This window comes from Pseudothioglobus sp. nBUS_23, from assembly GCF_051201565.1.
Classification (GTDB): Bacteria; Pseudomonadota; Gammaproteobacteria; order PS1; family Pseudothioglobaceae; genus Pseudothioglobus.
Genome location: NZ_CP179200.1, coordinates 1,432,775 through 1,458,404 on the forward strand (window position 1 = coordinate 1,432,775; position 25,630 = coordinate 1,458,404).

31 protein-coding genes are annotated in these 25,630 nt (G+C 39.1%); 7 read left to right on the forward strand and 24 right to left on the reverse strand.

What is annotated here, in order from left to right:
• Nucleotides 1-2: 2 nt before the first annotated feature.
• From nuoK to ACMAZA_RS07355, 13 genes are all read right to left on the reverse strand, one after another.
• Nucleotides 3-308, reverse strand: coding sequence for an NADH-quinone oxidoreductase subunit NuoK (nuoK, locus tag ACMAZA_RS07295; RefSeq protein WP_435188297.1), 306 nt, complete (start codon nucleotides 306-308; stop codon nucleotides 3-5).
• Nucleotides 305-919 carry an NADH-quinone oxidoreductase subunit J gene (locus ACMAZA_RS07300; protein ID WP_435188299.1) on the reverse strand — a complete coding sequence of 205 codons (615 nt, stop codon included), beginning with the start codon at nucleotides 917-919 and terminating at the stop codon, nucleotides 305-307. Before ACMAZA_RS07300 ends, nuoK begins: the two co-directional genes overlap by 4 nt.
• A gap of 8 nt (nucleotides 920-927) precedes the next feature.
• A complete protein-coding gene (gene nuoI / locus ACMAZA_RS07305; protein WP_435188301.1) occupies nucleotides 928-1,419 on the reverse strand; it encodes an NADH-quinone oxidoreductase subunit NuoI in 492 nt (163 codons plus the stop codon).
• A 12-nt stretch (nucleotides 1,420-1,431) separates the two neighbouring features.
• The gene (gene nuoH, locus ACMAZA_RS07310; RefSeq protein ID WP_435188303.1) at nucleotides 1,432-2,499 is read right to left on the reverse strand and encodes an NADH-quinone oxidoreductase subunit NuoH; all 1,068 of its coding nucleotides are present in this window, start codon (nucleotides 2,497-2,499) and stop codon (nucleotides 1,432-1,434) included.
• 12 nt (nucleotides 2,500-2,511) lie between these two features.
• Complete coding sequence (nuoG, locus tag ACMAZA_RS07315; protein ID WP_435188305.1) at nucleotides 2,512-4,752, reverse strand: NADH-quinone oxidoreductase subunit NuoG; 2,241 nt, start codon at nucleotides 4,750-4,752, stop codon at nucleotides 2,512-2,514.
• Complete coding sequence (nuoF, locus tag ACMAZA_RS07320) at nucleotides 4,745-6,046, reverse strand: NADH-quinone oxidoreductase subunit NuoF (RefSeq protein ID WP_435188307.1); 1,302 nt, start codon at nucleotides 6,044-6,046, stop codon at nucleotides 4,745-4,747. Before nuoF ends, nuoG begins: the two co-directional genes overlap by 8 nt.
• Nucleotides 6,043-6,516 carry an NADH-quinone oxidoreductase subunit NuoE gene (gene nuoE, locus ACMAZA_RS07325; RefSeq protein ID WP_435188308.1) on the reverse strand — a complete coding sequence of 158 codons (474 nt, stop codon included), beginning with the start codon at nucleotides 6,514-6,516 and terminating at the stop codon, nucleotides 6,043-6,045. Before nuoE ends, nuoF begins: the two co-directional genes overlap by 4 nt.
• Nucleotides 6,513-7,766, reverse strand: coding sequence for an NADH-quinone oxidoreductase subunit D (locus ACMAZA_RS07330; RefSeq protein WP_435188310.1), 1,254 nt, complete (start codon nucleotides 7,764-7,766; stop codon nucleotides 6,513-6,515). Before ACMAZA_RS07330 ends, nuoE begins: the two co-directional genes overlap by 4 nt.
• A 2-nt stretch (nucleotides 7,767-7,768) precedes the next feature.
• Nucleotides 7,769-8,383 carry an NADH-quinone oxidoreductase subunit C gene (locus ACMAZA_RS07335; RefSeq protein WP_435188312.1) on the reverse strand — a complete coding sequence of 205 codons (615 nt, stop codon included), beginning with the start codon at nucleotides 8,381-8,383 and terminating at the stop codon, nucleotides 7,769-7,771.
• A gap of 3 nt (nucleotides 8,384-8,386) precedes the next feature.
• Nucleotides 8,387-8,866: a NuoB/complex I 20 kDa subunit family protein gene (locus tag ACMAZA_RS07340; protein WP_020023966.1), complete on the reverse strand. Its 480-nt coding sequence runs from the start codon at nucleotides 8,864-8,866 to the stop codon at nucleotides 8,387-8,389.
• A gap of 12 nt (nucleotides 8,867-8,878) precedes the next feature.
• Nucleotides 8,879-9,235 (reverse strand): NADH-quinone oxidoreductase subunit A, encoded by a 357-nt coding sequence (gene ndhC, locus ACMAZA_RS07345; RefSeq protein WP_435188314.1) that lies wholly within the window; start codon nucleotides 9,233-9,235, stop codon nucleotides 8,879-8,881.
• 93 nt (nucleotides 9,236-9,328) lie between these two features.
• Nucleotides 9,329-10,747, reverse strand: a complete 1,419-nt coding sequence (tldD, locus tag ACMAZA_RS07350) for a metalloprotease TldD (RefSeq protein ID WP_435188316.1) — start codon at nucleotides 10,745-10,747, stop codon at nucleotides 9,329-9,331.
• Nucleotides 10,744-13,263 carry a YhdP family protein gene (locus ACMAZA_RS07355; protein ID WP_435188318.1) on the reverse strand — a complete coding sequence of 840 codons (2,520 nt, stop codon included), beginning with the start codon at nucleotides 13,261-13,263 and terminating at the stop codon, nucleotides 10,744-10,746. Before ACMAZA_RS07355 ends, tldD begins: the two co-directional genes overlap by 4 nt.
• Nucleotides 13,264-13,344: 81 nt before the next feature.
• Here ACMAZA_RS07355 and ACMAZA_RS07360 point away from each other — a divergent pair, with 81 nt between their 5' ends.
• The gene (locus tag ACMAZA_RS07360) at nucleotides 13,345-13,806 is read left to right on the forward strand and encodes a c-type cytochrome (RefSeq protein ID WP_435188320.1); all 462 of its coding nucleotides are present in this window, start codon (nucleotides 13,345-13,347) and stop codon (nucleotides 13,804-13,806) included.
• A gap of 6 nt (nucleotides 13,807-13,812) precedes the next feature.
• Here ACMAZA_RS07360 and ACMAZA_RS07365 read toward each other — a convergent pair whose 3' ends face one another.
• The 6 genes from ACMAZA_RS07365 to rdgB form a co-directional block, all read right to left on the reverse strand.
• Complete coding sequence (locus ACMAZA_RS07365; protein WP_435188322.1) at nucleotides 13,813-14,304, reverse strand: asparaginase domain-containing protein; 492 nt, start codon at nucleotides 14,302-14,304, stop codon at nucleotides 13,813-13,815.
• Between the two features lie 26 nt (nucleotides 14,305-14,330).
• Nucleotides 14,331-15,008, reverse strand: coding sequence for a YggS family pyridoxal phosphate-dependent enzyme (locus ACMAZA_RS07370; protein ID WP_435188324.1), 678 nt, complete (start codon nucleotides 15,006-15,008; stop codon nucleotides 14,331-14,333).
• Nucleotides 14,962-15,834: a dihydroorotate dehydrogenase electron transfer subunit gene (locus ACMAZA_RS07375; RefSeq protein WP_435188326.1), complete on the reverse strand. Its 873-nt coding sequence runs from the start codon at nucleotides 15,832-15,834 to the stop codon at nucleotides 14,962-14,964. The genes ACMAZA_RS07370 and ACMAZA_RS07375 overlap by 47 nt, the downstream gene beginning before the upstream one ends.
• Nucleotides 15,827-16,699: an acetylglutamate kinase gene (argB, locus tag ACMAZA_RS07380; protein ID WP_435188327.1), complete on the reverse strand. Its 873-nt coding sequence runs from the start codon at nucleotides 16,697-16,699 to the stop codon at nucleotides 15,827-15,829. Before argB ends, ACMAZA_RS07375 begins: the two co-directional genes overlap by 8 nt.
• A 112-nt stretch (nucleotides 16,700-16,811) precedes the next feature.
• The gene (gene hemW, locus ACMAZA_RS07385; protein WP_435188329.1) at nucleotides 16,812-17,945 is read right to left on the reverse strand and encodes a radical SAM family heme chaperone HemW; all 1,134 of its coding nucleotides are present in this window, start codon (nucleotides 17,943-17,945) and stop codon (nucleotides 16,812-16,814) included.
• Nucleotides 17,938-18,525, reverse strand: a complete 588-nt coding sequence (gene rdgB / locus ACMAZA_RS07390) for an RdgB/HAM1 family non-canonical purine NTP pyrophosphatase (RefSeq protein WP_435188331.1) — start codon at nucleotides 18,523-18,525, stop codon at nucleotides 17,938-17,940. The genes hemW and rdgB overlap by 8 nt, the downstream gene beginning before the upstream one ends.
• Before the next feature lie 33 nt (nucleotides 18,526-18,558).
• On the opposite strand from rdgB, the gene rpiA reads away from it, so the two are divergent.
• The 6 genes from rpiA to ACMAZA_RS07420 all read left to right on the forward strand — a co-directional run bounded on the left by rpiA (nucleotide 18,559) and on the right by ACMAZA_RS07420 (nucleotide 21,442).
• Complete coding sequence (gene rpiA / locus ACMAZA_RS07395; RefSeq protein WP_435188332.1) at nucleotides 18,559-19,224, forward strand: ribose-5-phosphate isomerase RpiA; 666 nt, start codon at nucleotides 18,559-18,561, stop codon at nucleotides 19,222-19,224.
• 105 nt (nucleotides 19,225-19,329) lie between these two features.
• A complete protein-coding gene (locus ACMAZA_RS07400) occupies nucleotides 19,330-19,746 on the forward strand; it encodes a hypothetical protein (RefSeq protein ID WP_435188334.1) in 417 nt (138 codons plus the stop codon).
• Between the two features lie 63 nt (nucleotides 19,747-19,809).
• Nucleotides 19,810-20,241 carry a YeeE/YedE family protein gene (locus tag ACMAZA_RS07405; protein WP_435188336.1) on the forward strand — a complete coding sequence of 144 codons (432 nt, stop codon included), beginning with the start codon at nucleotides 19,810-19,812 and terminating at the stop codon, nucleotides 20,239-20,241.
• Nucleotides 20,238-20,648 (forward strand): DUF6691 family protein, encoded by a 411-nt coding sequence (locus tag ACMAZA_RS07410; RefSeq protein WP_435188338.1) that lies wholly within the window; start codon nucleotides 20,238-20,240, stop codon nucleotides 20,646-20,648. The genes ACMAZA_RS07405 and ACMAZA_RS07410 overlap by 4 nt, the downstream gene beginning before the upstream one ends.
• A gap of 45 nt (nucleotides 20,649-20,693) precedes the next feature.
• Nucleotides 20,694-20,918, forward strand: coding sequence for a sulfurtransferase TusA family protein (locus ACMAZA_RS07415; RefSeq protein WP_435188340.1), 225 nt, complete (start codon nucleotides 20,694-20,696; stop codon nucleotides 20,916-20,918).
• An 8-nt stretch (nucleotides 20,919-20,926) separates the two neighbouring features.
• Nucleotides 20,927-21,442, forward strand: a complete 516-nt coding sequence (locus ACMAZA_RS07420) for a DsrE/DsrF/DrsH-like family protein (protein WP_435188341.1) — start codon at nucleotides 20,927-20,929, stop codon at nucleotides 21,440-21,442.
• Nucleotide 21,443: 1 nt separating this feature from the next.
• On the opposite strand, the gene ACMAZA_RS07425 is transcribed toward ACMAZA_RS07420, so the two are convergent.
• Genes ACMAZA_RS07425 through tmk form a run of 5 tightly spaced genes read right to left on the reverse strand, consistent with a single transcriptional unit; the run spans nucleotide 21,444 to nucleotide 25,627 of the window.
• Nucleotides 21,444-22,100, reverse strand: a complete 657-nt coding sequence (locus tag ACMAZA_RS07425; protein ID WP_435188342.1) for an HAD family hydrolase — start codon at nucleotides 22,098-22,100, stop codon at nucleotides 21,444-21,446.
• On the reverse strand, nucleotides 22,091-22,693 hold the full coding sequence (locus ACMAZA_RS07430; protein ID WP_435188344.1) for a TIGR00730 family Rossman fold protein: 603 nt from the start codon (nucleotides 22,691-22,693) through the stop codon (nucleotides 22,091-22,093). The genes ACMAZA_RS07425 and ACMAZA_RS07430 overlap by 10 nt, the downstream gene beginning before the upstream one ends.
• Nucleotides 22,690-23,973 (reverse strand): glutamate-1-semialdehyde 2,1-aminomutase, encoded by a 1,284-nt coding sequence (hemL, locus tag ACMAZA_RS07435; RefSeq protein WP_435188346.1) that lies wholly within the window; start codon nucleotides 23,971-23,973, stop codon nucleotides 22,690-22,692. The genes ACMAZA_RS07430 and hemL overlap by 4 nt, the downstream gene beginning before the upstream one ends.
• Nucleotides 23,973-25,013, reverse strand: a complete 1,041-nt coding sequence (locus ACMAZA_RS07440; RefSeq protein ID WP_435188348.1) for a DNA polymerase III subunit delta' — start codon at nucleotides 25,011-25,013, stop codon at nucleotides 23,973-23,975. Before ACMAZA_RS07440 ends, hemL begins: the two co-directional genes overlap by 1 nt.
• On the reverse strand, nucleotides 25,010-25,627 hold the full coding sequence (gene tmk / locus ACMAZA_RS07445; protein WP_435188350.1) for a dTMP kinase: 618 nt from the start codon (nucleotides 25,625-25,627) through the stop codon (nucleotides 25,010-25,012). Before tmk ends, ACMAZA_RS07440 begins: the two co-directional genes overlap by 4 nt.
• Nucleotides 25,628-25,630: the final 3 nt, after the last annotated feature.

The following is a 25,630-nucleotide window of genomic DNA, read 5'->3' on the forward strand; positions in this document are numbered from 1 at the left end:
CACTATCCCTTCAAAGTGTTAGTTACATCAATATCAATTGAGCCTCGATTTCTATACATCAAAGTCAAAATCGCAAGACCAATAGCGACCTCTGCGGCGGCAACAGTCAAGATAAAGAATACAAAGATTTGTCCAGCTAGATCAGAGCTGTAGAATGAGAAAGCAATAAAGTTGGTATTAACGGCTGCCAAAATTAACTCGACACACATCAAAATCATTATGATGTTGGTTCTGTTTATAAAAATACCAGCTAAACCAATACAAAAGACGATAGAGCTAAGAATCAAATAGTCTGATAAAGCGATCATTTGTTCTCCTTAGTTGAATCTTTGTTAATTGAAGCAAATCTCATCCTGTCCTTGGCTTGAACATTGATTTGTTCAGAGATGTTCTGTTTTTTGCTATTGACTTGAGTTCTGTGAACTAAAGTAATTGCTGCGATAATGGCAATAAGCAACAGAACAGCTGCCAACTCAAATGGATAAACATAGACTGTGTAGAGCTGCTGAGCGATTGCAGTAATATTACTGTATGAAGGTCCATGCTGCTCTGGCAAGCCTACTGTCTCTAGGTCAAATGGACCCGCGTTAAGAACTAGAGCCATTTGCACGATAACAACTAAAGACACAAAAATCCCTAAAGGCAGGTAGCGAGTAAATTGTGCTCTAAGTGTTGATGCCTCAGTATCAAGCATCTTGATTACAAACATAAACAGAACCATCACAGCGCCGACATAAATTAGTATGAGTGTAATGGCTAAAAACTCGGCCTCAAGAAGCAGCCATAGGCTTGCAGCGCTAAAGAAAGTTAGAATAAGCCATAGAGCTGCTTTTGCGGTATTTCTTGAAGTAATCATTACTAACGAGCTGCCTACAAAAAAGAGCGAGAAAACATAAAATAAAATTGATGTAAATTCCATAGCCTTCCTTACCTATACTTCGAATCTTCTTCTTTAGCTTTACTGATTGCACTCTCGTTTTTATCGCCAATCTCTAGCAAGGCCTTTTTATCAATAATGCTACCTTCTCTTGATTCAAAAGCATAATCAAAAATGTGCGTCTCTACAATCGCATCAACTGGGCAAGCTTCTTCACAAAAACCACAAAAGATGCACTTGAATAAATCGATATCATATTGCGTTGTTCTGCGAGTTCCATCCTCCCTCATCTCGGAGTCAATGGTTATTGCATTTGCCGGACAGACGGCCTCACAAAGCTTACAAGCTATGCAGCGCTCTTCACCATTTGGATAGCGACGAAGTGCATGAAGACCTCTAAATCGGGGTGAAATCGGGGTCCTCTCTTCAGGAAATTGAACGGTGATTTTTTTATTCACAAACTCTTTACTGGTCACCTTGAGTCCTGTTCGAAGCTCACCGAGACTAAAGTCATTAACTAATTTCTTTAATTTTTTCTTCATATCTCTATCTCCTTAAAACCAAGGTCCTATTCCCAGTTGTGTCATCAATGCAACAACAAATATCCAAACAATTGTGAGCGGCAAGAAAACTTTCCAACAGAGTCTCATAATTTGGTCATACCTAAATCTTGGGAAGGAGGCACGAATCCAAAAATACAAAAATAAAAAGAAGCTCATTTTGACTAATAGCCAAATCAAGTCAGGGACAAATCCAAATAACTCCTCTAGGAATGGGATCCCTTCAAATGGGGAGTGCCAACCACCAAAAAACATGAGGACTGCCAGCATTGCCATGAAAATCATGTTGAAATATTCAGCCATAAAAAATAGTGCAAATGGCATACCTGAGTATTCAACATGTGTTCCGCCAACGATCTCAGATTCACCCTCGACAACGTCAAAAGGCGCCCTGTTAGTTTCCACTAAAGCGCCAATCCAGAAAACAATCATCATTGGGAAGAGTGGAATCCAGTACCAATTCAAAATTCCACCAGACTGACTTTCAACAACCGTATTGAGGTTGACTGAACTTGCCACCATGACTACTGTAACAAGGACAAATCCTATAACTAATTCATAAGAAATTAATAGGGCTGTACTTCTGAGTGCTCCTAATAATGGGTACTTAGAGTTGGAGGCCCAGCCTGCCAAAACAATACCATACACACCAACTGATCCAATCGCCATCACATAGAGTAGGCTCACATCGATATTAGCGATGTAGAAGTCCTCACCGAGCGGAACTACTGCCCACACTGCAACAGCAGGAACAAAGGCCAGGATTGGGGCGAGCAAAAAGAGATAGATATTTGACTTTGATGGAAAAATGACTTCTTTAAATAGCATTTTAAAGACATCGGCAAAGGGCTGAAGAAGGCCAAATGGCCCAACCCTGTTTGGTCCAATTCTAAGCTGCATAAAGCCGATCACTTTTCTTTCAGCATAGGTCATGTAGGCCATCATAATAATCAGAGGAAAAATAAGAGCCAAGCCCTTAATGACAATAATTAAGATGTCAGCTAGGCTTCCATTAAACCAAGGAATCAACTGGTGTGTAAGGTCTACAAATGATTGCCACATAATCAATACCCCCTATGCCCTTCGAGCTTGATTAGTATGAATAAACACGCAGTCTTCAGCGACACTCTCTTCAATTGAAACTGGGACACCTAAATAAAGATCATCATCGCTTAGTCCAATCTTGTGGGCAGTCATTTTTGAAACATACGCTCTGTTAATCATGCCTACATTGGACTCTTGAAGAGCTTTAGCTCTTCGAGTCACGCTGTCAGATGCATAGGGTGCATACTGCCAATGAGTGGTTACCTGAGAATCATCAATACTCTGAATGTTAGCTTCATCAACACTTGATTTCACCTTAGAAGATTGAAGCGCCTCCTCTTTTACCTGAGTGGAATCTACATAATCAAAACCCTGTAAATCCAACAAATCAGCCATCACTTTGATAATCTTCCAGCCAGGCTTAGATTCACCTGGGCTTTTGACTGATGCGCTATAGGATTGGACAAGTCCATCAAAATTAATGTGGGTTCCAGAAGATTCATAGAAAGAGGCCATAGGAAGAATCACATCCGCACTACTTAGCGTTGACTGATTCTCGAAACTGCTCAGCACAACAACAAAAACATCTTCCTTACTAAAATGACCTTGAGCAGACTTTGAGTCAATAAAGTCATACTCAGAATCCACATCCATCAATAAGAATGCCTTGGTATTATCATTAAACATTGAAATGGCATTAAGCCCATTACTAGATGGAATAAAGTTGGCCTTTTCGGCTGAATGAGAGTTGCCTGATATAGTTATGTTTGCAATTTTAAGGTTTGTTGCAGATGCAATTTTCTCAATCAGGTTTATAATCGCTAGGGAATTTGGATTGCTGTTAAGGTGCTCTCCTAAAACAATGACTCCGTTTTCTGATGCAATTAAGTCGTCCGCAATTATGTTGTGAATTTCACTTGGACTGACATCAGATACATCATTAGGGATATCTTGATTTGTTTTTAAATGCACTGCCTTTAGGACAGATTGAAGTACTGATAATAGTTTTTGTGGCGCTGTCAATGCATTACATTTTGTTTTGAAATTAAAATCAAAATTTTTACTGTTGATCGTATTGACAGATGCGCCATCCAAAGCAGCCTTTCTAATTCGATGATTGATCATGGGCTGCTCGAGTCGAGTATATGATCCAATAATCAAGGCGTGGTCAACAGATTCAATTTCTGACAAATTTATCGATGACTCTAGAGAGCTGCCTGTGCTTAATTGAGTTTGATCTAACCTGAAATCAATATTTTCTGATCCAAACTTTCGAGCTAATTTTTGCATCAAATAGAACTCTTCCAATGATGCATGTTTTGACGCCAAAACACCCAACTGATCTGGATTTATTGCATTATTTTTGATTCCATCAACCGCAAACTGAAGGGCTTGCTGCCAATCAGTATCTTGCCACTCACCGTCAACTTTAATTTTAGGTTTTAGCGCACGGCTTTCATGATTCAGGCCTTCGTATGAAAAGCGATCCCTATCAGAAATCCATGTTTCATTAATAGAGTCATTGTCTCTAGCAACAACCCTCTTTACTTTGCCTCTGTAACTCTGAGTATAGATGTTTGATCCAACCAAGTCATGACGAGCAACACTCTGGACTGCGTTCATTTGCCATGTTCGAGCTTCATATCTAAACGGTTTGGAGGTTAATGCTCCAACCGGACAAACATCGATCATATTTCCTGATAACTCTGACTGAATTCCTTCGGTTAGGAACGGTTCAATTTTGACACCTTCGCCTCTTCCAGTTCCGCCCATCTCAACAATGCCAGCGACTTCAGCGCCAAATCTGACACACCTTGTGCAGTGAATACAACGAGTCATATCAGTCTGGATAAGAGCTCCAATGCCTTTATCAGGAACGATTCTCTTGCCTAAATTGAATTTCGAGACGTCTGAGCCATACTCCATGGCCACATCTTGAAGCTCACACTCACCGCCTTGATCACATATAGGGCAATCCAAAGGGTGATTGATAAGCAAAAACTCCATGACTGCTTTTTGTGCAAACTTAGCCTTGTCATTTTTTGTATTAATTTTCATACCGTTTGCAGCAGGAGTTGAGCATGCTGGCTGGGCCTTTGGAACACCCTCAATGTCTACCAAACACATTCTGCAGTTTGCAGCAACGGATAACTTTTTATGATAGCAAAAGCGAGGCACATCTATCCCCTCTCTATCAGCAATACTGATGATTGAGTCACCTTGGCTAGCCTTGACTATATGACCATCAATTTCAATTTCAATTTCAGACACTTGCTGCTTCCTCAATCAGGTTATGCTTTTCTTCCACCATGCTCTTTCCGTTCTGAATATAGTATTCGAACTCTTCCCTAAAGTGCTTGATGAAGCTCTCGACAGGGGTTGCAGCTGCATCTCCAAGAGCGCAGATTGTATTTCCCATGATTTTTTCACCAACTGATAAGAGTAAATCTAAATCCTCTTCTTGGCCATTACCATCAAGTATTCTTTGCAACATTCTATATAGCCAGCCAGTTCCTTCTCTGCAAGGCGTGCATTGTCCGCAAGACTCATCATAATAAAAGTGGGCTAAACGGGTTAAAGTTTTGACCATACAGGTTGTATCATCCATCACAATCACGGATCCAGCACCTAGCATTGATCCTGCATTTGCAATGCTGTCGTAGTCCATAGTCATGTTCATAGCGGTCTCAGCAGGCAATAGAGGCGTTGATGAACCACCCGGGATAACTGCTTTGAGTTTGCGCCCCTCTTTCAAACCCCCAGCAAGCTCTAATAACTTAGAGAAAGGCGTACCCATAGGGACTTCAAAATTAGAAGGGTTTTTGACATTTCCTGTTACCGAAAAGCACTTTGTTCCGCCCGAATTCTCAACCCCTAGATCAGCAAACCACTGTCCGCCTCTTGAAAGGATTTCTGGAACTGAGGCAAAGGTCTCAGTATTGTTAATTGTTGTTGGCTTACCAAATAAGCCGACATTGGCTGGGAAAGGCGGTTTAAATCTTGGCTGGCCTTTTTTGCCTTCGAGTGATTCAAGAAGAGCTGTTTCTTCACCACAGATGTAAGCTCCAGCCCCAAGATGGGTATAGAGGTCATAAGAAATTGCACTGTCTTGAATGTTTTTTCCAAGTAAGCCTGCTTTGTAGGCATCTTTTAAGGCCTCTTCAAAGCGATAATAGGGCTCCATAAATTCACCACGAATATAGTTGTATCCAACCGTTGCATTCATGACAAAGCCTGCAATAGCCATCCCCTCAATCACAGAGTGCGGGTTGTATCTCAGTATGTCACGATCATGACAGGTTCCGGGCTCACCTTCATCGGAGTTACAAACGACGTACTTCTGACCCTCTTGATTTCGCGGCATAAAGCTCCACTTTAGCCCTGTCGGAAAACCAGCACCACCGCGACCTCTTAATCCAGAGGTTTTTAATTCTGATATTATTTCGTCAGGCGTTAACTCGCCGTTAAGGATTTTGCGCCAAACTTTGTATCCACCATTTGCTTCATAGGTAGCAAAACTTGCCGGATTCTCTTTATCTAGGTTTTTAAAACAAACTTCATTCATGTTAAATCTTCCAAAATGTTGTCTAATTTTTCTTTAGTTAAATGCTCGTAATACTGGTCGCCAATTTGACACATTGGTCCACCTACACAAGCCCCTAAACATTCAACCTTCTTTACACTAACCAAGCCATCTTTGCTGACTTGGCCTGTTTTTACCTCTAACTTATCTTCTAAATATGAAATTAACTCATCGGAGCCATTTAGCATGCAAGAGATATTGTGGCAGAAACGAACCACATGCTTACCAACTGGCTTATGATTGTAATTTTCATAAAATGTTGCTACCTCTTGAACACTAATTACGGGCATCTCTAAGTAATCAGCAACTTCATTAATGAGATCAGGATTTAAGCTTCCTCCATTCTCCTTTTGGACAATAGTTAAAGCTTGCATGACAGCTGAACTTTTACGTCCTTCAGGGTATTTAGAAACCCAAAAATCAATCTCTTTTTTTGCTTCATTTGAAATCATCTATCAACCTCACCAAAAACAACATCTTGAGAACCAATTATGGTTACTACGTCAGATAACATATGCCCCTTTGACATTTCGTCCATTGCCGCAAGATGAGCAAAACCCGGCGCCCTTATCTTTACTCTGTAAGGTTTATTTGCTCCATCTGAAACAAGATAAACTCCAAATTCACCCTTCGGCGCTTCAACCGCTGTATAGCTTTCACCCTCAGGCAAACAGTAGCCCTCAGTAAATAATTTAAAGTGGTGAATAAGTGACTCCATATCATCCTTCATGTCTTCTCTGTTTGGCGGCGTTACTTTGTGATCATCAGACATCACCGGTCCGGGGTTTGCCTTCAGCCAAGCTACACATTGATTGATAATGTGGGTCGATTGACGCATCTCCTCCATACGAACTAAGTAACGATCATAGCAGTCACCAGTCACACCCACAGGAACCTCAAAATCGAGCTTGTCGTAGACAGAGTAGGGCTCGTTTTTACGAATGTCCCACTCGACTCCAGAGCCTCTGAGCATTGCTCCAGTAAATCCGAGCTGCATGGCTCTTTCTGGAGAAACGACTGCAATATTCACGAGTCTTTGCTTCCAAATTCGGTTGTCTGTGAGCAGGTCAGAGTACTGCTGAATGCTTTTAGGAAAATTCTTTGCGAAGTCTTCAATAAAATCTAGCAGTGAACCCTGCCTATTTGCATTAATCTCTTCGAGCTTTTCCTTGGATCTTAATTTAGATTCGAGGTACTGAGGCATCTTATCTGGCAGATCTCTGTAAACTCCCCCCGGCCTGTAATAAGTCGCATGCATTCTTGATCCACTGACCGCCTCATAGCAATCAATTAGGCTTTCACGCTCTCGGAAAGCATACAAAAATACGCTCATCGCACCGACATCTAAACCGTGCGTACCGACCCACATCAAATGATTCATGATTCTTGTGATCTCATCAAACATCACTCTGATGTATTCTGCCCGCTCAGGAACTTTAATCCCTAGCATTTTTTCAATGCCCATTACGTAAGCATGCTCATTACACATCATAGAGACATAATCAAGTCGATCCATATATCCAATTGATTGGTTGTATGGCTTTGATTCAGCTAATTTTTCTGTTCCCCTATGCAGCAATCCAATATGAGGGTCGGCTCTCTCAACGACCTCTCCGTCCAGCTCAAGAATGAGTCTGAGAACACCGTGTGCAGCAGGGTGCTGTGGTCCAAAGTTCAGAGTGTAGTTTTTCATTTCAGACATATTTACTTCCTTATCACTCTGGGAACATTGACGTTTGGCTCAATACTAACTGGCTCATAGACCACTCTTCCTAATTCCTCATCATAACGCATCTCTACTTCACCAATCATTGGGAAATCTTTTCTGAGCGGATGGCCAACAAAGCCATAATCAGTCAAAATCCTTCTCAGGTCATTATGGTTTTCAAACAGAATTCCAAATAAATCAAAAGCCTCTCTTTCAAACCAGTCAGCACAATTCCAAATCTTAGTGACCGATTGAATCATTAAGTTCTCAGAAGATAGAAGTGCCTTTACTCTAAGTCTCTGGTTAGTTGAAACAGAAAGTAAATGGTAAACCACTCCAAAGCGCTGTTCTTTTTGATTGGTTGATTGTTGTGCTTGACGAGCCCTTCCAAATCCAGATGAGCTGGCATTACCATTCCAGTCAGAATCACCATAAGTTAAATAATCGATACCGCAAAGATCCATCAATATTTCGAATTGAAAATCGTCTTTTAATTTCTGGCAAACCTCTAAAACGTCTTCACTCTTGATGTTTAGTGTGAGCTCATTAAGAGATTCACTCACATTTTTTTTACCAAAGGCTTTGGATAATTTTTGCTTTAATTCTTTCATGATTTAGGTTCGCGCAATTGTATTGGTTCTTCGAATTTTGTCCTGCAATTGAAGAATTCCATAAAGGAGTGCTTCAGCTGTTGGGGGACAGCCTGGAACATAAACATCAACAGGAACAATTCGATCACAACCCCTGACTACTGCATATGAGTAGTGGTAATATCCTCCTCCATTCGCACAAGATCCCATAGATAAGACATACTTTGGTTCTGGCATCTGGTCATAGACCTTTCTCAGTGCAGGAGCCATTTTGTTAGTCAAAGTTCCCGCAACAATCATCAAGTCTGACTGGCGAGGGGTTGGTCTGAATACAATTCCAAAACGATCAAGGTCATATCTTGATGAACCAGCCTCCATCATCTCAACGGCGCAACAAGCAAGGCCAAAAGTCATCGGCCAGAGTGAGCCTGTTCTTGCCCAATTTATAACTTTGTCTAATGAGGTTGTGACAAAGCCTTCTTTCATTAAGCCTTCAATAGCCATAGTGACTCCTTGTTATTCCCACTCTAAAGCCCCTTTTTTCCACTCAAAAATAAATCCAACCACAAGAAGCAGTAAAAATATAGACATTGAAATAAAACCAAACCATCCAAGCTCAGCCTGAACGACTGCCCAAGGAATAAAAAAGGCAACTTCAAGGTCAAAAAGGACAAACAAAATCGCAACGAGATAGTAGCGGATGTTGAAGTGCATACGAGAATCATCAAAAGCTGGAAATCCGCACTCAAATTGTGAGTTTTTTTCCTCACTCGGATCGCTCGGACCAAGCAGGTAGCCAACAACTGTAAGCCCTACTCCAAAGGCAATTCCTAGGAAAATAAAGACGATAATGGGTAAATAATTTTCGAGCATTGTTTATCCTCAACTAAACAGCGCAATATTATAACAAGATTATGAGAAAACAGCCAGTTAAAAAGCAGTTAATTTAAAGCAAAAGGTAGCGAATTAAAGCTGAGTACCGCCTACGGTTAAGTTATCAACTTTGAGGCTTGGCTGCCCAACACCAACAGGAACGCTTTGGCCATCTTTACCGCAAACACCTATGCCAGGGTCAAGCTTTAGATCATCACCTACCATTGAAATTTGATGGAGCACTTCATCCCCTGAGCCAATAAGAGTTGCGCCCTTGATTGGGGTTGTGATTTTTCCATTTTTAACTAGATAGGCCTCATTAGCTGAAAATACAAATTTTCCCGAGGTAATATCCACTTGACCACCGTCAAAGTTTTTAGCGTAAATACCATCGTCTACTGATGAAATCATATCCTCAAATTTGTCATCTCCATTAAGCATATAGGTGTTGGTCATTCTTGGCATTGGAATGTGTGCATAGGATTCCCGCCTGCCATTTCCAGTACTCGGTTTATTCATGAGTCGGCCATTCATCTTGTCCATCATGTAGCCTTTGAGCAATCCGTTTTCGATTAGAGTTGTCTCTTGAGTAGGCGTACCTTCATCATCAATCGTCAGACTTCCACGACGATTTTCTATTGTTCCGTTGTCAACAATTGTGCACTTTTCACTCGCAACTTTTTCACCAATTCTGCCGCTGAAAACAGAGCTTCCTTTTCGATTAAAATCGCCCTCTAGCCCATGACCTATAGCCTCATGCAAAAGAACTCCAGGCCAACCAGATCCAAGAATGACTGGCATCTTTCCAGCAGGAGCATCTTTAGATTCAAGCGCCACTAAAGCCAGTCTAATTGCTTCTTTAGTGTAGGTTTCAGCGAGTGAGTTTTTTGCAAAATAACTATAATCATATCTACCTCCACCACCAGTAGAGGCCTGCTCAATCCTTCCATTGTGTTCGACAACCACTGAGACGTTCACTCTAACCATAGGCCTGCAATCAACTTGATAAACTCCGTCAGTAGATGCTATTAATACTTCTGTGTAAGCACCTGAAAGAGAGGCGTTTACCTGGACAACTTTTGGCTCTTTTCTTGCCATTGAATCAATCTGCCTCAGCATATCTACCTTTTGTTCAGAAGACAAACTATCTAGAGGGCTAATTGCAGCATACTTAGAAGGATAACTAGTGCTCTTTAAAATCTTAGGCGCCTTATTTGATTTATGATTTGAAATACCTTTTGCAAAATCCACAGCCCCTTGAATGGCCTTGAGATTCAGATCATCAGAATATGAAAATCCTGTTTGATCTCCAGATACGCATCTTGCTCCTACGCCATGAGTAATATTGTATGAGCCATCTTTAACGATACCTTCGTCAAGAACCCATGACTCAGCGATAGAGTGTTGAAAAAATAAATCAGAATAATCTGAACCATTTTCTGACATGGAGCTCAACAGATTAAAAATTTCAGTTTCATTGATTTTATGATCACTAAGTAGTTGATTTATCATAAGACTTTAACTCCATCTAGTTTTTCAATAACTGGCTCTGACCAGGGGCCAGATATAATAAAAGTAACCTCAATAGCATTATCTAGAAGTCCACTCATTACCTCACCACCAAAAAGCATCTTATCGGCAGCCCAAACGCCAAGCCCTGCAAGACCGCCTCCAGCTAAATAAGTGGCCAGAGGAATTGTGTCGGCTAAAGCAGGTTGTACATTTGCTGCTAAATTATAATCTCTTTTTATTACATCAACGCTCCCAGTCAACTCAATATCACTCTCTTCACTCTCAACTAAAAAATAATCAACCTTTGCAACTCCTTTATTAAAAAGTAATTTAGCATTGATATGATCATAGACGTAACCCTGCTCTCTGAGTTCATCTCTAGAAAGTCTAAGTCTATTGGCAATCGATTCTAGATTAATATAAGAGAGAAGTTTGAAAAGATTAGGGTCTTGATTTGTAAATACACCCTCTGCAACGTCTGCCTGCATATAGCCTGTTAATTGCTCTAAGGATATCTCCCATGGCTGGCAATCACAGTAGAGCCTTAAGTCAATGTTAAACCCCCCTCCAATGACTGGCTCATCAACTCCAAACTTATCTAAAAAGCTTGACAAGTTGTCATTTACTGCTTTGGCTCTTAAGGCTGTTTTTCCATTGAGCCAACTTCCATTAAATATTAGGTCTTCATCACTCAGTCCAATATTTTCAAATACTAGATTTTTAATCTCCATAACGTATTCGTGGCTTATAAGGTCAGCTTCAAAATTTGGTATATCTTGATCATTTACTCTTGAGTTTTTAGCCGTCAGATGAAAATTTGGAAAGATTTTTGGAGAAAGTTCCCACTTGTCAATATTATCGATAGATGAGACATTTAAATCAGCAAGACTAACCATCAATTTACCCTTGTCATTTAGAAACACAGATACATTAGCATTCAGATTTTCTGAGTTAATAGAGCTATTCCATTTGCCATTTACATCTTTACTAATAAAGGCATCAGTTGCAGTTTCTAAATGACTTAACTTAACTCTTAATCCTGGCTTTTGTTCATCAATCCAATCCTTAGGATTAAGTGAAATTTGAAACAACTCTTGGCCAATAAGACCCTTACCTTTTGTTCTAATTAGACCATCGTTGTATGAAATCTGAGAGTTAAAATCATCTATTTTGAGTTTCCCATCTAAAACACTTAATGAATTATTCGAGGCGAACATATCAAAACTCAAGTTGAGCTTTTGGTCATTATCCCTTTGAGTGGGAACCACCATATTGACGTTACCCCAAAGCTTGCCATTCAATTCAAACTCTTTAAGATAAGCTTTAATTTTTTCAGAAACAGAAGATTTTTTGATGAAGTCTTCTATTATCAGACTCTCTGAGTTAAATCTTGCATTCAGCGACAAAGTCGAATCTGGCAGAGAAAAGTCTCTTGTGGTTATGCTTAAATAACTTAAATCAATATCTTCAACGCTCGCCTGATTTCCTACAATCTTAAGGTAATCATTTGAAAAATTAACTTTGGCATTGATATTTTCAATAGAAGGCCACTTTGGATCAGCACTGATTGTGGCGCCATTAAGGTTCGCAGAAAATTTAGTATTTGGTGACTCAATCTCTCCCGACATATTAAATCGTGTTGTCAGCATGATATCTGTAAGTGAGCCCTCAGTTAGGACTGTTTCTATCCATTGGACAGTCCTAGAATCTGCCAACGATTCAGGAATATTTTGACTTATCTTGTTAACCTCAATTTGGTCTATATAGCTTTCAAAATCAAGAAAAACCTGGTCCTGTTGGTTAAAGATTTTGACCTGTGCTGAAAGATTAAAATCTTCGTTATTAATTGAAAAAGGTATAACTGCGACCCGCTCTTCTCTTGCTTTAGCAACATCGATGCTAGTATTAATTCGAACCGAACTGCCTAGTTTAGGAACTTGTGAACTGCTAAAGATTGACTCATCCCTCATTGACAGACTGATTTTCTGCTCGTTCCTTTTCAGCTCCATTGGAGCAAGATCTAAAGATTGCTCCCCGATGAGCTTTGTTCTATTAATTGAGAGTGACTTAAGGGCAAGTAACCCTGAAATGCCAATGTTAGATAAAACTCCATCAGTATTAATGATTCCAACATACTTATCAATAAATGAGGTGTCAATTACTAACTCATTGATATCAATATGGCCCGGTATGTCAATGCCCTCATAGAGAGCCTTAAGATCTACATTCCACCTTAATACATCTATTTTTGCAATTGGTTTAAGTCCATCAGCACTAATTTGCAGATCTTTGACAGCCAATAATAGTTCATTTTCTTGAAACTCGAGTGATATTTTTTCAATGGCGATGTCTAGTCCACTGACCTCAGAGAGTCGACTTTCAATTTGGCCTTTGATAGTTTGAGGAAAGAGGATAAAAAAAGCAACAACGGCTAATAGGGCAAGGGCTATCAATGCAGTAACCCAAGTACTAATCTTTAAAATATTGAGACTTCTTAGGAGGGTTTTTTTTAACATATTTTTGTTGCAATCAACTGCAAGTTATTATAACCAAATGTATAATATTGCGGAATTTAATCTAATCTAAGGGAAGAGTCAATGAGTCAAGGTACATCAGCTTCAACAAAATTAATGCTAATCGTTTGGGCGCTTGCCATGATTTTTATTGGTTATATGTCACTGACTTCTTCAAGCCATGATTCGTCAACTAGCGACATGATGGTTGATAATGCTGTTCTTGAAAGGATTAAACCCGTTGGAGAAGTTCGAATAGACTCAAGTACAATGGTTGCATCAGCTGAGAGCACTGAAACAGCTGAGCGCTCTGGAGAAGAAATTTATAATAGCAAATGCGCCGGATGCCATACCTCTGGAATCATGGGCGCGCCTAAGTATGCTTCTCTAGCAGACTGGTCATCAAGAATTGACCTTGGTCTGGATAAACTGACTGCCTCAGCAATAGCAGGTAAGGGCGGAATGCCAGCAAGAGGAACCTGTATGGACTGTTCTGATAATGAAATCAAGATTACAGTTCAATATATGTTGGATAGCTTGGAGTAGAGCAGATTAATGGCTTGATGGCTGAAAAACGCCCAAGTCTCTATTTTTTTCGACATCACTCCACGGCAAAACCCTTCCATTCATTGCTACATAGACGCCAGGCTCTAAAAGCTGAAGAGACCCTAAGGCGCAACCAAAATTAAATAATGCGTCTGAATTATTCACTGCATACGGGACCATAGAACCAAACAAAACAATTGTTTTATTAATTTCTCTCTCACCTAAAAGTTTAGCTGTGTCACACATGGTGTCTGTTCCGTGAGTGATTAATATCAGCTCCTCAGCAGAATTTTCACATCTATCTAAAATCAATTGGCGATCTATATCAACCATATCTAAACTATCTATAAGTAGGAGTTCTTCTTGAATGAGATCGACTTCGATTCTAGCTCTCTTGATCATTTCTGGAAAATGGGTCTTATCAAATTCTAGCTCACCATTGGACTGGTTATAGAACTTATCTATAGTCCCACCTGTAATCAATAGTCTTACTTTCATATACACACCCTAACTAACTTTAAATACTAATTATAACTTCTCTGACCAAAAATATCAGTCCCAACTCTAACCAGGTTTGCACCATTCTTGATTGCAATCTCAAGGTCTGCGGACATGCCCATTGAGAGCGAGTCAAGATTTGGATACTTAGAGATTAATTGTTTCATTTCAGCAAAACTATTTTGTGAATTTTCAGGTCTTGGTATTGTCATAAAACCCCTCAAAGAAAGGTTAGGAAGGCTCTCTATTTCAGAGACAATCTCTCCAACATTCTCAATATCAACTCCTGACTTAGTCTCCTCTCTATCCACGTTGACCTGAATCAAAACATTTAAAGACCCTAAAGCAGGATTTCGTTGATCACTCAGACGCGTTGCAACTTTTATTCTATCTACGCTATGCACCCAATCAAAGTTGCCTGCTATTGCACTCGTTTTATTAGATTGGATAGGCCCTATAAAATGCCAGATTAATCCACTTCCTTTAAAAAAATTAATTTTTTCAATAGATTCTTGAAGATAGTTCTCTCCAAAATGGACCTGTCCAGCATCTACAGCCTCTTGAATTTCTTTGGTTGACCTGGTTTTACTGACTGCAATTAGTTCAACCTTCTTTCTAGATTGAACTGAATCAATTCTCGATTTGACCTGTTTTAAATTATCCGAAATCATTAAAGACTGATTGAGCTTCAAAAACTGGGCCATCGACACAAACCCTTTTCATTGCAGGCCCATTTTCAGTCTGAACCTCAACAACACATCCAGCACAGCCGCCAACAGCACAGGCCATGAACTCTTCAAATGAAGCCTGGCATGGAATGCTGTATTCACTCGCTAACTTTGAAACAGCTTCAAGCATTGGATGCGGACCACATGTATATATTTCAACATTGCTTAAGTCATCAGAAGAGAGGCTATCTAAAAAATCTTTAGCGAGACCAGTGACATAACCCTGATAGACGCCATCATAATTTTGAAGACTTGCTAAACCGCATGGTATCCCCCACTCTTCCAGCAAAGGCATGGTATGAAATTTAGTGGACTGGTAGCCATTTAATTTACTTTCTGAGGCATCGAAAGGGAAAGGCACTTCAGATCCTAATATGACATAGGGCTTATATAAAGAATTCCCTTTTAACTCCTGCGCCATTGCAATAATTGGAGGCATACCAACACCGCCTCCAATCAATAGTGGAATTTTGTTTTCTGTCACTTCAAATCCATTTCCAATAGGCCCTATGACTGAGACTATATCCCCAATTTTTCGTTCGGCGAGTTGCCTGGTGCCCTCACCTACAATCTTATAAAGAAGATCAAAGGTTCCATTATCTTTATCCACCGACATCAAAGAAATAGGTCTTCTCATAGCCAGCATGCCTGAGACTGACAGGTGAACGAATTGACCAGGACGGGTAGCCTGTGAAATTTCTTGTGACTCTAATGTGAGAATATATTGATCGGCTTCAAACTTATAGTGCGCCAGAATCTGGCAATCATTTACACTGATAGTATCCCTATTTATTTTAGCCATTTGTTGTGATTAGTGTTCCAACGCCTGAATCAGTAAAGACCTCTAAGAGAACGGCATGTGAGACCCTTCCATCAATGATATGACTTCTTTGAACTCCATTTTCAACTGCAGACAGGGCGCAGCCAATCTTTGGCAGCATACCGCCATGAATTGTTCCGTTCTTAATCAACTCTTTAACCGTTGATGAGCTCATTCCAGTCATCAGCTCACCTTTATCATCCAAAAGGCCAGCCGTATTCGTTAAAAGAATTAATTTTTCCGCATTAAGTGACTCTGCAATAGCACCCGCAACCAAGTCAGCATTAATATTATAGGAGTACCCATCTTTTCCAACGCCTATCGGAGCAATGACAGGGATAAAGTCTCCCTGTAATAATAAATTAATAACTGATACATCAATCTGATCAACTTGACCCACATGTCCTAAATCAATAATTTCAGAGGTAGGTTCGATTTCTGTTTTAAGTTTTTTTGCAGTAATAAGTCTGCCATCTTTACCGGTAAGTCCAATAGAATTTCCACCATGCTGATGAATAAGATTAACAATTTCTTTGTTAACCAATCCGCCAAGCACCATCTCAACAACATCCATTGTCTCACTATCGGTAACGCGCATACCATCAATAAACTCGCTATTTTTACCAAGTTTTTTCAGAGTGTCGCCGATCTGAGGGCCTCCGCCATGAACCACAATTGGGTTCATTCCAACAGACTTCATCAGAACAATATCCCTAGCAAAACTAGATTTTAGTTTTTCATCTACCATGGCGTTTCCGCCATATTTAATAACAATTGTCTTTCCCTTAAATCTCTGGATGTAGGGTAATGACTCAGTTAAGACGTCGGCAATTTTATGAGAACTCATTTCAATCTTACTTTACAAAACTTGCGTGTATTTTAACAGCCATAAGGCTTAATGACAGGCTTTACCTATTTTTTTAATCGCCAATAGTTATTTTTAAGGGGTGATTGCTTTATTATAAGAATATTGCCTGTAGATCATTAAGAAAGCTTAAGCCTTTGCGGGTGGGCTTTATTTTATTAGCCTGCACATCCAATAAATCCAGACTTACGGCCTCTCTCATTTGTTCACTTAGCAATTTAACAGATTGGCCTGTTCTTGACTCATAAAGCTCAGGATTAAAACCACCAATCAATCTTAAACTATTCAACATGAATTCAAATGATAAGTTTTCCACGGGCTTGGTTCTTAATGCTTGATTATTTTTATTAACTGACATCAAATAATCTTTTGGTGACTTCATTTTCAAAGTTCTGACTATTTCACTAGAAGTCATATTTGTAATCTTGCCATGAGCACCAGCACCAATTCCAATGTAATCACCAAACTCCCAATAATTCATATTGTGCTTTGATGGCAATGCGCTATATGCTGAGATTTCATATTGATGAAACCCTTTTTGATTCAAAAGGTCTGCACCCCTTTCACCAATCCTCCAAATATCTTCATCAGATGGCAGGATAGGGGGAAATTTCGAGAATAATGTATTTGGTTCAAGGGTAAGCTGATAAAAGGAGATATGGCTAGGGTTTAAGGAAATTGCAGTCATAACATCATTCATGCATTCATCAATACTTTGATCTTTTAGGCCATACATTAAATCAATATTTAAATTATCAAAACCAACGTCTTGAGCCTTTAAAATTGCTTCTTGAGCCTCCTTGCCACTATGAATTCTTCCCAAAAACTCTAACTTCTCATCATTGAAAGATTGAACTCCTATTGATAGTCGATTAATTCCAATATTTCTGTATTCAGAAAACTTATCAACTTCAAATGTTCCCGGATTGGCCTCTAGTGTAATCTCTATATTTGGTGAAAACTCTAATCTATCCTTTAAACCAGCAAATAAGTGAGTAATATCTTTAATACTCATTAAGCTTGGCGTACCTCCCCCAATAAAAATAGAGTTGATTGTCCTCTGCTGCACATACTTCAAATCTCCATCTAAATCCTTCAAAAGAGCGCTAATATATCCATCTTGAATCTCGCTATCATGAGAATTGAAGTCACAGTAAGGACATTTTTTTACGCACCACGGGTAGTGAATGTAGAGTGAGAGTGGAGGTAACTTAAGTAAATTATTCAATGAGTGATAACTCTGCTAATAAATCTCTAAGCGCAAGCCCTCGATGCGATATTCTATTTTTAGTTTCTGGATTAAGCTGAGCAGAGCTGCAATCATATTCCTTTAAATAAAAAATTGGGTCATAACCAAATCCATTTTTTCCAATAGGGGTTTTTAAAATTTCGCCATACCATCGCCTTTCTATAATGACCGGGTCAGAATCCTGAGCATCCCGAACGAAAACCATTGCACAACAAAAATTAGCCTTACGATTAGTGTGGCTCTCCATTGCTTTAAGAAGCTTGGTTATATTTTCCTCATCAGATGCATTTTCTCCTGCATATCGTGCTGAGTAAATCCCTGGTTCGCCTTCAAGCGCTTCTACCTCTAGGCCTGAGTCATCGGCTAGTGCAGGAAGTTGACTCTGAGATGCAGCATTTCTTGCTTTAATTAAAGCATTTTCGATAAAAGAACTGCCAGTTTCTGGCACCTCAATTACCTTTAGCTGTTTTTGGGAGACCACGGTGTAATGACCGTCTAACATTGCATTTAGTTCTCTTACCTTTCCAAGATTTCCGGTTGCAAGGATTATTTTTTTCATCGTGTATAATTTTGCATTAAAGATGGAGGCAACATGACCCAAGATGAATTAAAAAGCGAGGTGTCTAAAGCAGCACTTAAATACGTTACTCCTGGGACTATTATAGGTGTTGGGACAGGTTCTACAGCAAATTTTTTTATCGATCATTTAGCTGGCATGAAAGACTCTATCAAGGGCGCAGTTGCAAGCTCTATTGATACTGCAAATAGACTTAAAAGACATGGCATCCCAGTTATTAATCTTAATGATGTTGATGAAATTTCTGTTTATATTGATGGTGCTGATGAGTCAGACCATAAACTCAATCTTATCAAGGGTGGAGGAGGTGCATTAACTCGAGAAAAAATTGTTGCTGCAGTCTCCCGTCAATTCGTATGTATTGCAGATGAGTCTAAGCTTGTAGACTCATTAGGTAAGTTTCCTTTACCCGTTGAAGTAATTCCAATGTCCGCCAACTATGTAAAACGTCAAATTATTGACTCAATTGGGGGAAATCCAATTTTAAGGGAGGAATTAACCACTGATAATGGAAACCTGATACTTGATATACATGAGCTTGAAATTGATGATCCGCAAAATCTTGAGAATTGTCTTAACAATATTGTTGGAGTAGTCACAAATGGGCTATTCGCAAATCGTGGCGCAGATATTCTTCTTTTAGGTTCGCAAAATGGTGTTATTATTAAGCACGCTAAATAATTTTTTAGCTTGTTGAAACATAGGTCGGTCACTAGCCCTATCCAAAAAAGGCCAATAAGAAAGATATTTCTGAATTGGTTTTATTAATCGAATAGGTTATGGAAAATGAAAAAATTCATCAAGTTACTTGCTAAAGTGTTAATCGCATTTCTTGGAGTATGGTGCGTATGTGCTTCACTTTCAGCGCTATATGGTGTTTCTCTCTATTTTCCTTTCTATATAACTGATGGTGTGGAGATTCCATATCATCGATTGCTAGCTTTAAGAGTGACTATCCTACTCACTTTTGCCTATTACTCACTAAAGTATTTAATGTCTGAATCAAGGCAGTTATATCCTATTCAGTTTCTAGATACAATCTTAAAAATTTACTTTTGCTCTGCTTTAGTCATTGGAATAAGGTTAGAAGTTGCAGCCAGTGAATTTATGGTGTTGATTTTATTTTTGCTCATGGCAATTGTCACCCATGTTGTCTCAAGACCTAAATTAAGAAGGTTTTATTACTCCAAGTTCTCTGATTAACAACGCACCTACAAAACTCATAATTCTGTTATTATTTATCTTCAATACACTTAATTATTAGGAATGCATAACTTTACACCTGTCAGCGCACTCATTGGAGGAGTCATAATTGGGCTCTCGGTCGCATTGTATTTCTACTCAACTGGCAGATTGGCAGGGGTAAGTGGTATATTTGAGAATACTGTTACCAAGTCCTCGAAAAGTGTCTCAAATCTCCTATTCTTAATTGGCTTGGTGGTTGGACCAGTGGCTATCTACTATCTAATTTTGCCAAATAAACCGATCGCATTTGAAATAACTAATTCATACCTGCTTATCATTTCTGGCGGCTTTTTGGTTGGTTTTGGAACTAGGCTTGGAGGTGGATGCACTTCTGGCCATGGGATATGCGGTATTGGCAGACTGTCCGTAAACTCAATGATTGCTACTGCAATCTTTGTCCTCACTGGAATGATCACGGTATTCATTCTTCAACAACTGGGGATATACTTATGAATGATAAATTTATCTCCCTGATCTCTGGCGTTATTTTTGGAATTGGATTAGTAATCTCTGGAATGACAAATCCTGAGAAAGTGATTGGCTTTCTAAGTATTACTCATAATTGGGATGCCTCGTTGATATTTGTTATGGGTGGAGGAGTACTAACTGCTGGACCTTTCTTTTTTCTATTAAAAAACAAAGAGACTTCAGCTCTAGGCAATCAAATTGACTTACCTAAAAAACAGAAACTTGATAGCAAGATAGTTATAGGAGCTTCACTTTTTGGAGTCGGCTGGGGGCTTGTTGGACTCTGTCCGGGGCCCGCCATTGCAGCGCTTGCAACTCTTGATCCAATTGCATTTGTTTTCTTGATTTCAATGGCTGCTGGAGTCATAGCCAAAAAAAATATAGTTAAATAAACTTTTTCCTACTAAAATATTCCTTCTCGAATATAAGATAAGCATATGACGAATCAAACTTTAGATATGTGTGGTTATGCATGTCCAATGCCCATTTTAAAAACAAAGCAAGCACTTGCATCAATGTCTTCAAGAGAAGTCATCGAAGTCATTTGCACGGACCAGGGATCAAAAAAAGATTTTGTGGCTTTCTGTAATCAACTTGGTCATAAACTAATATCTCAAAGAGATGAAGGCAATAAAATCATCTTCCAAATAGAAAAAAACTAGTCTAAATTATGTCTGATCTAAATGAAATGACGCTAATTGCGTCAAAAGGGACTCTTGACTGGGCCTATCCCCCTTTTATTTTGGCTTCAACTGGAATTGCTATGGGCAAAGAAGTAACAGTATTTTGTACTTTCTATGGCTTAAACCTTTTGCTTAAAGACTTATCACACTTAAGAATTTCCCCACAGGGAAATCCTGATATGCCAATGAAAATGCCTTTTGGGCCAAAATGGTTTCAAGCGATTGATTTTGGACCTAAAATTCCTAACTTATTTTGGAATATTCCTGGATTAGAGTTTTTCGCTACACAGATGATGAAGAAAACCTTTTCAAATAATGGCATGGCCACTATTGAGGAGCTCCGAGAAATTTGCATTGATATGGGGGTAAAGTTTATTGCCTGCGAAATGACAATGGGAATGTTTGGTTTTTCTCGAGAGGATTTTATTGAAGGTATTGAGTTTGCTGGAGCTGCTACCTATCTGGATGTCGCTCACAAATCTAACCAAGATTTATTTATTTAGTCTATCGCCAGTCAAGATTTTTCCACCCATTCTCATTAGCCGCTGCCGTGAGTATTGGGTCACCATTAATGGCTACAGGGTTATCCACAAGCTCAAGAAGCGGAAGGTCATTGTGGGAGTCTGAATAAAAATAAGATCCAATCAAGTTTTCATTGTTCGTTACAAGCCAAGGCATTAAATTATCAATTTTTCCAGACTGAAAACACGGAATACCTGAGACTTTACCAGTAAACCTTCCTGATACAAACTCTGGTTCAGTTGCTAGCAAATGCTCAATACCATACATTTCAACAATCGGTTTCGTAACAAAGGTGTTGGATGCAGTGATGACAAGAACTGAATCCCCATTCTTTTTGTGATTGTCAATGCAATTTTGAGCTTTTTCAAGAAATATTGGCCTAATTTTTGTCTCCATAAAGTCTTTGCGAAGCTGATTGAGCTTATCAAAAGAATGCTCTGATAGAACTTTAAAACTAAACTCTGCCCAGGCATAAATATCGAGCTCACCAATTTCATACTGATGATAAAAATAATCATTCATCTTTTGGAACGATTCTCGATCAGTAATAATTCCTTCATCACACAAGAATTCCCCCCAAAGATAATCGCTATCGCCACCAATAAGAGTATTATCTAAATCAAAAATTGCTAAAGGCATACTTCTGTCTCCACGATGTTCATAATCTCTTCAACTGAATCAACAACTCTGATTAACTCAAAATGTTCCTGATTGACATAGGATTTATCGACTGTTTGCTGTATCCATGATAGAAGCGAGTTCCAAAATTTTGAGTCATACAAAACGATTGGCATTTTCTTCATTTTCCTAGTTTGCATTAAAGTTAAAACCTCCATCAACTCATCAGCAGTTCCATAACCACCGGGAAAATAGATACAAGCACTTGAGTACTTAACAAGCATCACTTTTCTTGAAAAGAAATAGTTAAAGGTAATATTTTCATCCAAATAAGGATTGCTAGACTGTTCCTGCGGTAATAAGATATTAAGACCAATACTTTTGGATTTGCCCTCATAGGCTCCTTTATTAGCCGCACTCATAATACCCGGTCCGCCACCTGTAAATACATTGTAACCTGCATTAGATAGGTCTTTACCCAATTCATACGCCTTGAAATACAAAGGGTCTGAAGACTCAATTCTTGCAGAACCAAAAACAGTGACATTATTTTCAAAACTCTGAAGTTTTTCTTTTGCTGATAATAACTCAGCACCGACAGTAACTAGGCTCATAGCGACGAAAAAACAGCAGAAGCTGCTTCAATTGTTCTGTTAATATCCTCTTCTGTATGAGCAATTGATAGAAATCCAGCCTCGTAAGCAGAGGGTGCAAGATAGACACCTTTGTTTAGCATAGCATTATAAAAGTTTTTAAAAAGCTCTATATCGCAACTAGATGCCTGCTTAAAATTAGTAACTTTATCTTCGGCACTAAAAAACAGGCCAAACATTCCCCCTACATAGTTACTTGTCATTGGAATGCCATGAGATTTTGCTTCAGAGACCACCCCATCAACAAGCTGAGACGCTCGCTCACCAAGGTTTTGATAAAAGGACTTGTCAGACTCTAGGGCACTGAGCATAGCTATTCCAGATGCCATTGATAACGGATTACCTGAAAGTGTTCCTGCCTGATAAACTGGTCCAAGAGGGGCAATTTGATTCATAATTTCTCTTTTTCCACCAAATGCTGCCACCGGCAGTCCGCCACCTATGACTTTACCCAGAGCTGTCAGGTCAGGCTTCACTTGATAAACCTCTTGAGCACCCCCTAAGGCAACTCTGAAACCTGTCATTACTTCATCAAAAATAAGCACCGTGCCATACTTATCACAAATCTTTCTTAGGCCCTCTAGAAAACCATCTTTGGGCGGAATGCAATTCATATTGCCGGCTATTGGTTCAACAATAATACAGCCAATTTCTTCTCCCATTTTAGAAAACAATTCCTCAACAAGCTCCAAATTATTAAACTCGAGTGTCAAAGTATGCTTGGCGAGATCCTCTGGCACTCCGGGAGATGTAGGGACACCTAATGTAAGGGCTCCAGATCCAGCCTTAACCAGTAAAGAGTCAGAATGCCCATGATAACAGCCCTCAAATTTTAAAATTTTGTCACGATTCGTGAAACCTCTTGCCAATCTAATCGCACTCATGGTTGCCTCTGTACCTGAACTAACCATTCGAACAAGTTCAATGGAAGGCATTATTTGACAAACTTTTTTTGCCAATGATGTCTCTATTGCAGTTGGCGCACCAAATCCTAAGCCCTTATCTAGAACAGACTTTACAGCATCAATTATGACAGGATTTGAATGACCCAAGATCATTGGGCCCCATGAGCCGACATAATCAATATAGGAGTTTCCATCTACATCAAAAAGATAAGCACCCTCTCCTCTATCAAAGAACACAGGGTCGCCACCAACGCCATTAAATGCTCTGACAGGAGAGTTGACACCTCCAGGAATATACTCTTTTGCCTCTCTAAATAAAATTGAAGATTGTTTCATTAATGCTCCTGAAAATTTGTGACAGCTGGATATTTTTTTAAATTCGTAATGTGAGACCACACCACCAAGATATTATCCAATAATAATTTCATATTTACAGGGGTTTGTGACAGCGAAATTGCTTGATTGGTATCATCTAAAAGTTTATATAAATGATTGAAAGAGGCTTTTTCAACAACCTTATTCAACTCAAGATTTGCACCATCATGATTTAATATTTTAATTTTAATGCCTTCATTAATGAGGTGTTGCAGACATTTCAATACATCAAGCTCATTATCAGAAAAAATTTCTGCATCTATAATTTTGGTTGGGCTCAATGCAATTTCTAAAAGCAAGTTTTGCCAGCTCTGATATTTAAAATAATAATCCCCTTTTAAATCATCGATTGCCCTTTGAGGAACACCGTGTGCACTTTCTAATAACTGCATAGGATCAAAGTCTGATCGAGTATCGTCGTTAATTTGGCTCGCAACCCAATTTGCAGTGCCCTCATTATAGGATGGGTTTATGTGAATAGTTTGACATCTAGACAAAATAGTCATCGGAAGTCTATCAGTATTATGAGCAAGCAAAATAATGAGCGTGTTTTGTCTAGGCTCTTCGAGTGTTTTGAGAAGGCTATTGGCTGCATTATTATTCATCTGATCAGCATAAAAAACTACTCCGATTTGAAGAGTTTCGGCTGTTTTTCCTAATGACTCGCAAAATGCTCTAATTTGATCAACTCTAATATCCTTTGACATTGAGCCGGAGTCATTTAGTTCCGTTCTGCAATAAATTAAATTTGGATAATGAGAGCGACGAATTAAGACACTGTGGCCCAATTCAGATTTAGGATCATCATTATTTAGTGTTTTACAAAGTTCACAATGATCGCAAGAGGAGTTTGGGCAAAGGAGCTTTTTGATTAAAGCTTGAGTAAAATCAAACTTACCAATTTTTTCTACTCCAGTTATGAGCAGAGCATGAGGTAAATGATTTTGCTCAATCATCTTATCAAGCTTTTCACTCGCTTTTTTATGCCATGGAAAGGTCATAATGAGTCTAGTAATACCCTAATTTTGGATTGAATATCTTTTACTGATCCACTTGCATCTATCAACTTGATTCGCTCTGGGAAGGACTCTGATCTACTTATAAAAACAGATCTTACTCGCTCAAAAAAAGCCCGTTCTTCTAATTCAATTCTGTCTTTTGCAGCTCTAGCCTCTATTCTTTGCATGCCAATCTCAACACTCACATCTAATAAAAGAGTTAAGTCTGGTTTAAAGTCACCTAAAACCCAATCTGCTAGCTCAGAAATACGATTTAAATCGAGCATTCTTCCGCCACCTTGATAGGCAAAAGAGGCATCAGTAAAGCGATCGCTAACAACCCAAAACCCCTCATTCAAAGCAGGAATAATTTTATTTTGAATCAATTCATTTCTTGAGCTAAACATTAACATTAGCTCTGTGTCACTATGCATCTCTTGATTATCTACATCGAGCAAAACAGAACGTATTTTCTCACCAACTTCTGTGCCACCAGGTTCACGAGTTCTAACAACTTCTATACTTTTTTCATGTAAATAGCTACAAATAAGGTCAATTTGCGTACTTTTACCAGCACCTTCAACACCATCAACAGTAATAAATTTCCCTTTTCTCATACC

What these genes read in the sequence shown, in the direction of transcription:
- ACMAZA_RS07410 (WP_435188338.1), top strand. Translation starts at nt 20,238, where the DNA reads ATGAATGATAAATTTATCTCCCTGATCTCTGGCGTTATTTTTGGAATT.
- ACMAZA_RS07355 (WP_435188318.1), bottom strand. Translation starts at nt 13,263, where the DNA reads ATGTTAAAAAAAACCCTCCTAAGAAGTCTCAATATTTTAAAGATTAGT.
- ACMAZA_RS07405 (WP_435188336.1), top strand. Translation starts at nt 19,810, where the DNA reads ATGCATAACTTTACACCTGTCAGCGCACTCATTGGAGGAGTCATAATT.
- ACMAZA_RS07360 (WP_435188320.1), top strand. Translation starts at nt 13,345, where the DNA reads ATGAGTCAAGGTACATCAGCTTCAACAAAATTAATGCTAATCGTTTGG.
- ACMAZA_RS07370 (WP_435188324.1), bottom strand. Translation starts at nt 15,008, where the DNA reads ATGGCCCAGTTTTTGAAGCTCAATCAGTCTTTAATGATTTCGGATAAT.
- nuoE (WP_435188308.1), bottom strand. Translation starts at nt 6,516, where the DNA reads ATGATTTCAAATGAAGCAAAAAAAGAGATTGATTTTTGGGTTTCTAAA.
- ACMAZA_RS07420 (WP_435188341.1), top strand. Translation starts at nt 20,927, where the DNA reads ATGTCTGATCTAAATGAAATGACGCTAATTGCGTCAAAAGGGACTCTT.
- hemL (WP_435188346.1), bottom strand. Translation starts at nt 23,973, where the DNA reads ATGAAACAATCTTCAATTTTATTTAGAGAGGCAAAAGAGTATATTCCT.
- nuoH (WP_435188303.1), bottom strand. Translation starts at nt 2,499, where the DNA reads ATGTGGCAATCATTTGTAGACCTTACACACCAGTTGATTCCTTGGTTT.
- ACMAZA_RS07335 (WP_435188312.1), bottom strand. Translation starts at nt 8,383, where the DNA reads ATGAAAGAATTAAAGCAAAAATTATCCAAAGCCTTTGGTAAAAAAAAT.
- ndhC (WP_435188314.1), bottom strand. Translation starts at nt 9,235, where the DNA reads ATGCTCGAAAATTATTTACCCATTATCGTCTTTATTTTCCTAGGAATT.
- ACMAZA_RS07400 (WP_435188334.1), top strand. Translation starts at nt 19,330, where the DNA reads ATGAAAAAATTCATCAAGTTACTTGCTAAAGTGTTAATCGCATTTCTT.
- ACMAZA_RS07375 (WP_435188326.1), bottom strand. Translation starts at nt 15,834, where the DNA reads ATGGCTAAAATAAATAGGGATACTATCAGTGTAAATGATTGCCAGATT.
- ACMAZA_RS07430 (WP_435188344.1), bottom strand. Translation starts at nt 22,693, where the DNA reads ATGAGCCTAGTTACTGTCGGTGCTGAGTTATTATCAGCAAAAGAAAAA.
- tldD (WP_435188316.1), bottom strand. Translation starts at nt 10,747, where the DNA reads ATGATAAATCAACTACTTAGTGATCATAAAATCAATGAAACTGAAATT.
- ACMAZA_RS07340 (WP_020023966.1), bottom strand. Translation starts at nt 8,866, where the DNA reads ATGGCTATTGAAGGCTTAATGAAAGAAGGCTTTGTCACAACCTCATTA.
- ACMAZA_RS07330 (WP_435188310.1), bottom strand. Translation starts at nt 7,766, where the DNA reads ATGTCTGAAATGAAAAACTACACTCTGAACTTTGGACCACAGCACCCT.
- ACMAZA_RS07425 (WP_435188342.1), bottom strand. Translation starts at nt 22,100, where the DNA reads ATGCCTTTAGCAATTTTTGATTTAGATAATACTCTTATTGGTGGCGAT.
- nuoK (WP_435188297.1), bottom strand. Translation starts at nt 308, where the DNA reads ATGATCGCTTTATCAGACTATTTGATTCTTAGCTCTATCGTCTTTTGT.
- ACMAZA_RS07415 (WP_435188340.1), top strand. Translation starts at nt 20,694, where the DNA reads ATGACGAATCAAACTTTAGATATGTGTGGTTATGCATGTCCAATGCCC.
- ACMAZA_RS07300 (WP_435188299.1), bottom strand. Translation starts at nt 919, where the DNA reads ATGGAATTTACATCAATTTTATTTTATGTTTTCTCGCTCTTTTTTGTA.
- rdgB (WP_435188331.1), bottom strand. Translation starts at nt 18,525, where the DNA reads ATGAAAAAAATAATCCTTGCAACCGGAAATCTTGGAAAGGTAAGAGAA.
- nuoF (WP_435188307.1), bottom strand. Translation starts at nt 6,046, where the DNA reads ATGAATGAAGTTTGTTTTAAAAACCTAGATAAAGAGAATCCGGCAAGT.
- ACMAZA_RS07440 (WP_435188348.1), bottom strand. Translation starts at nt 25,013, where the DNA reads ATGACCTTTCCATGGCATAAAAAAGCGAGTGAAAAGCTTGATAAGATG.
- argB (WP_435188327.1), bottom strand. Translation starts at nt 16,699, where the DNA reads ATGAGTTCTCATAAAATTGCCGACGTCTTAACTGAGTCATTACCCTAC.
- tmk (WP_435188350.1), bottom strand. Translation starts at nt 25,627, where the DNA reads ATGAGAAAAGGGAAATTTATTACTGTTGATGGTGTTGAAGGTGCTGGT.
- ACMAZA_RS07365 (WP_435188322.1), bottom strand. Translation starts at nt 14,304, where the DNA reads ATGAAAGTAAGACTATTGATTACAGGTGGGACTATAGATAAGTTCTAT.
- rpiA (WP_435188332.1), top strand. Translation starts at nt 18,559, where the DNA reads ATGACCCAAGATGAATTAAAAAGCGAGGTGTCTAAAGCAGCACTTAAA.
- nuoI (WP_435188301.1), bottom strand. Translation starts at nt 1,419, where the DNA reads ATGAAGAAAAAATTAAAGAAATTAGTTAATGACTTTAGTCTCGGTGAG.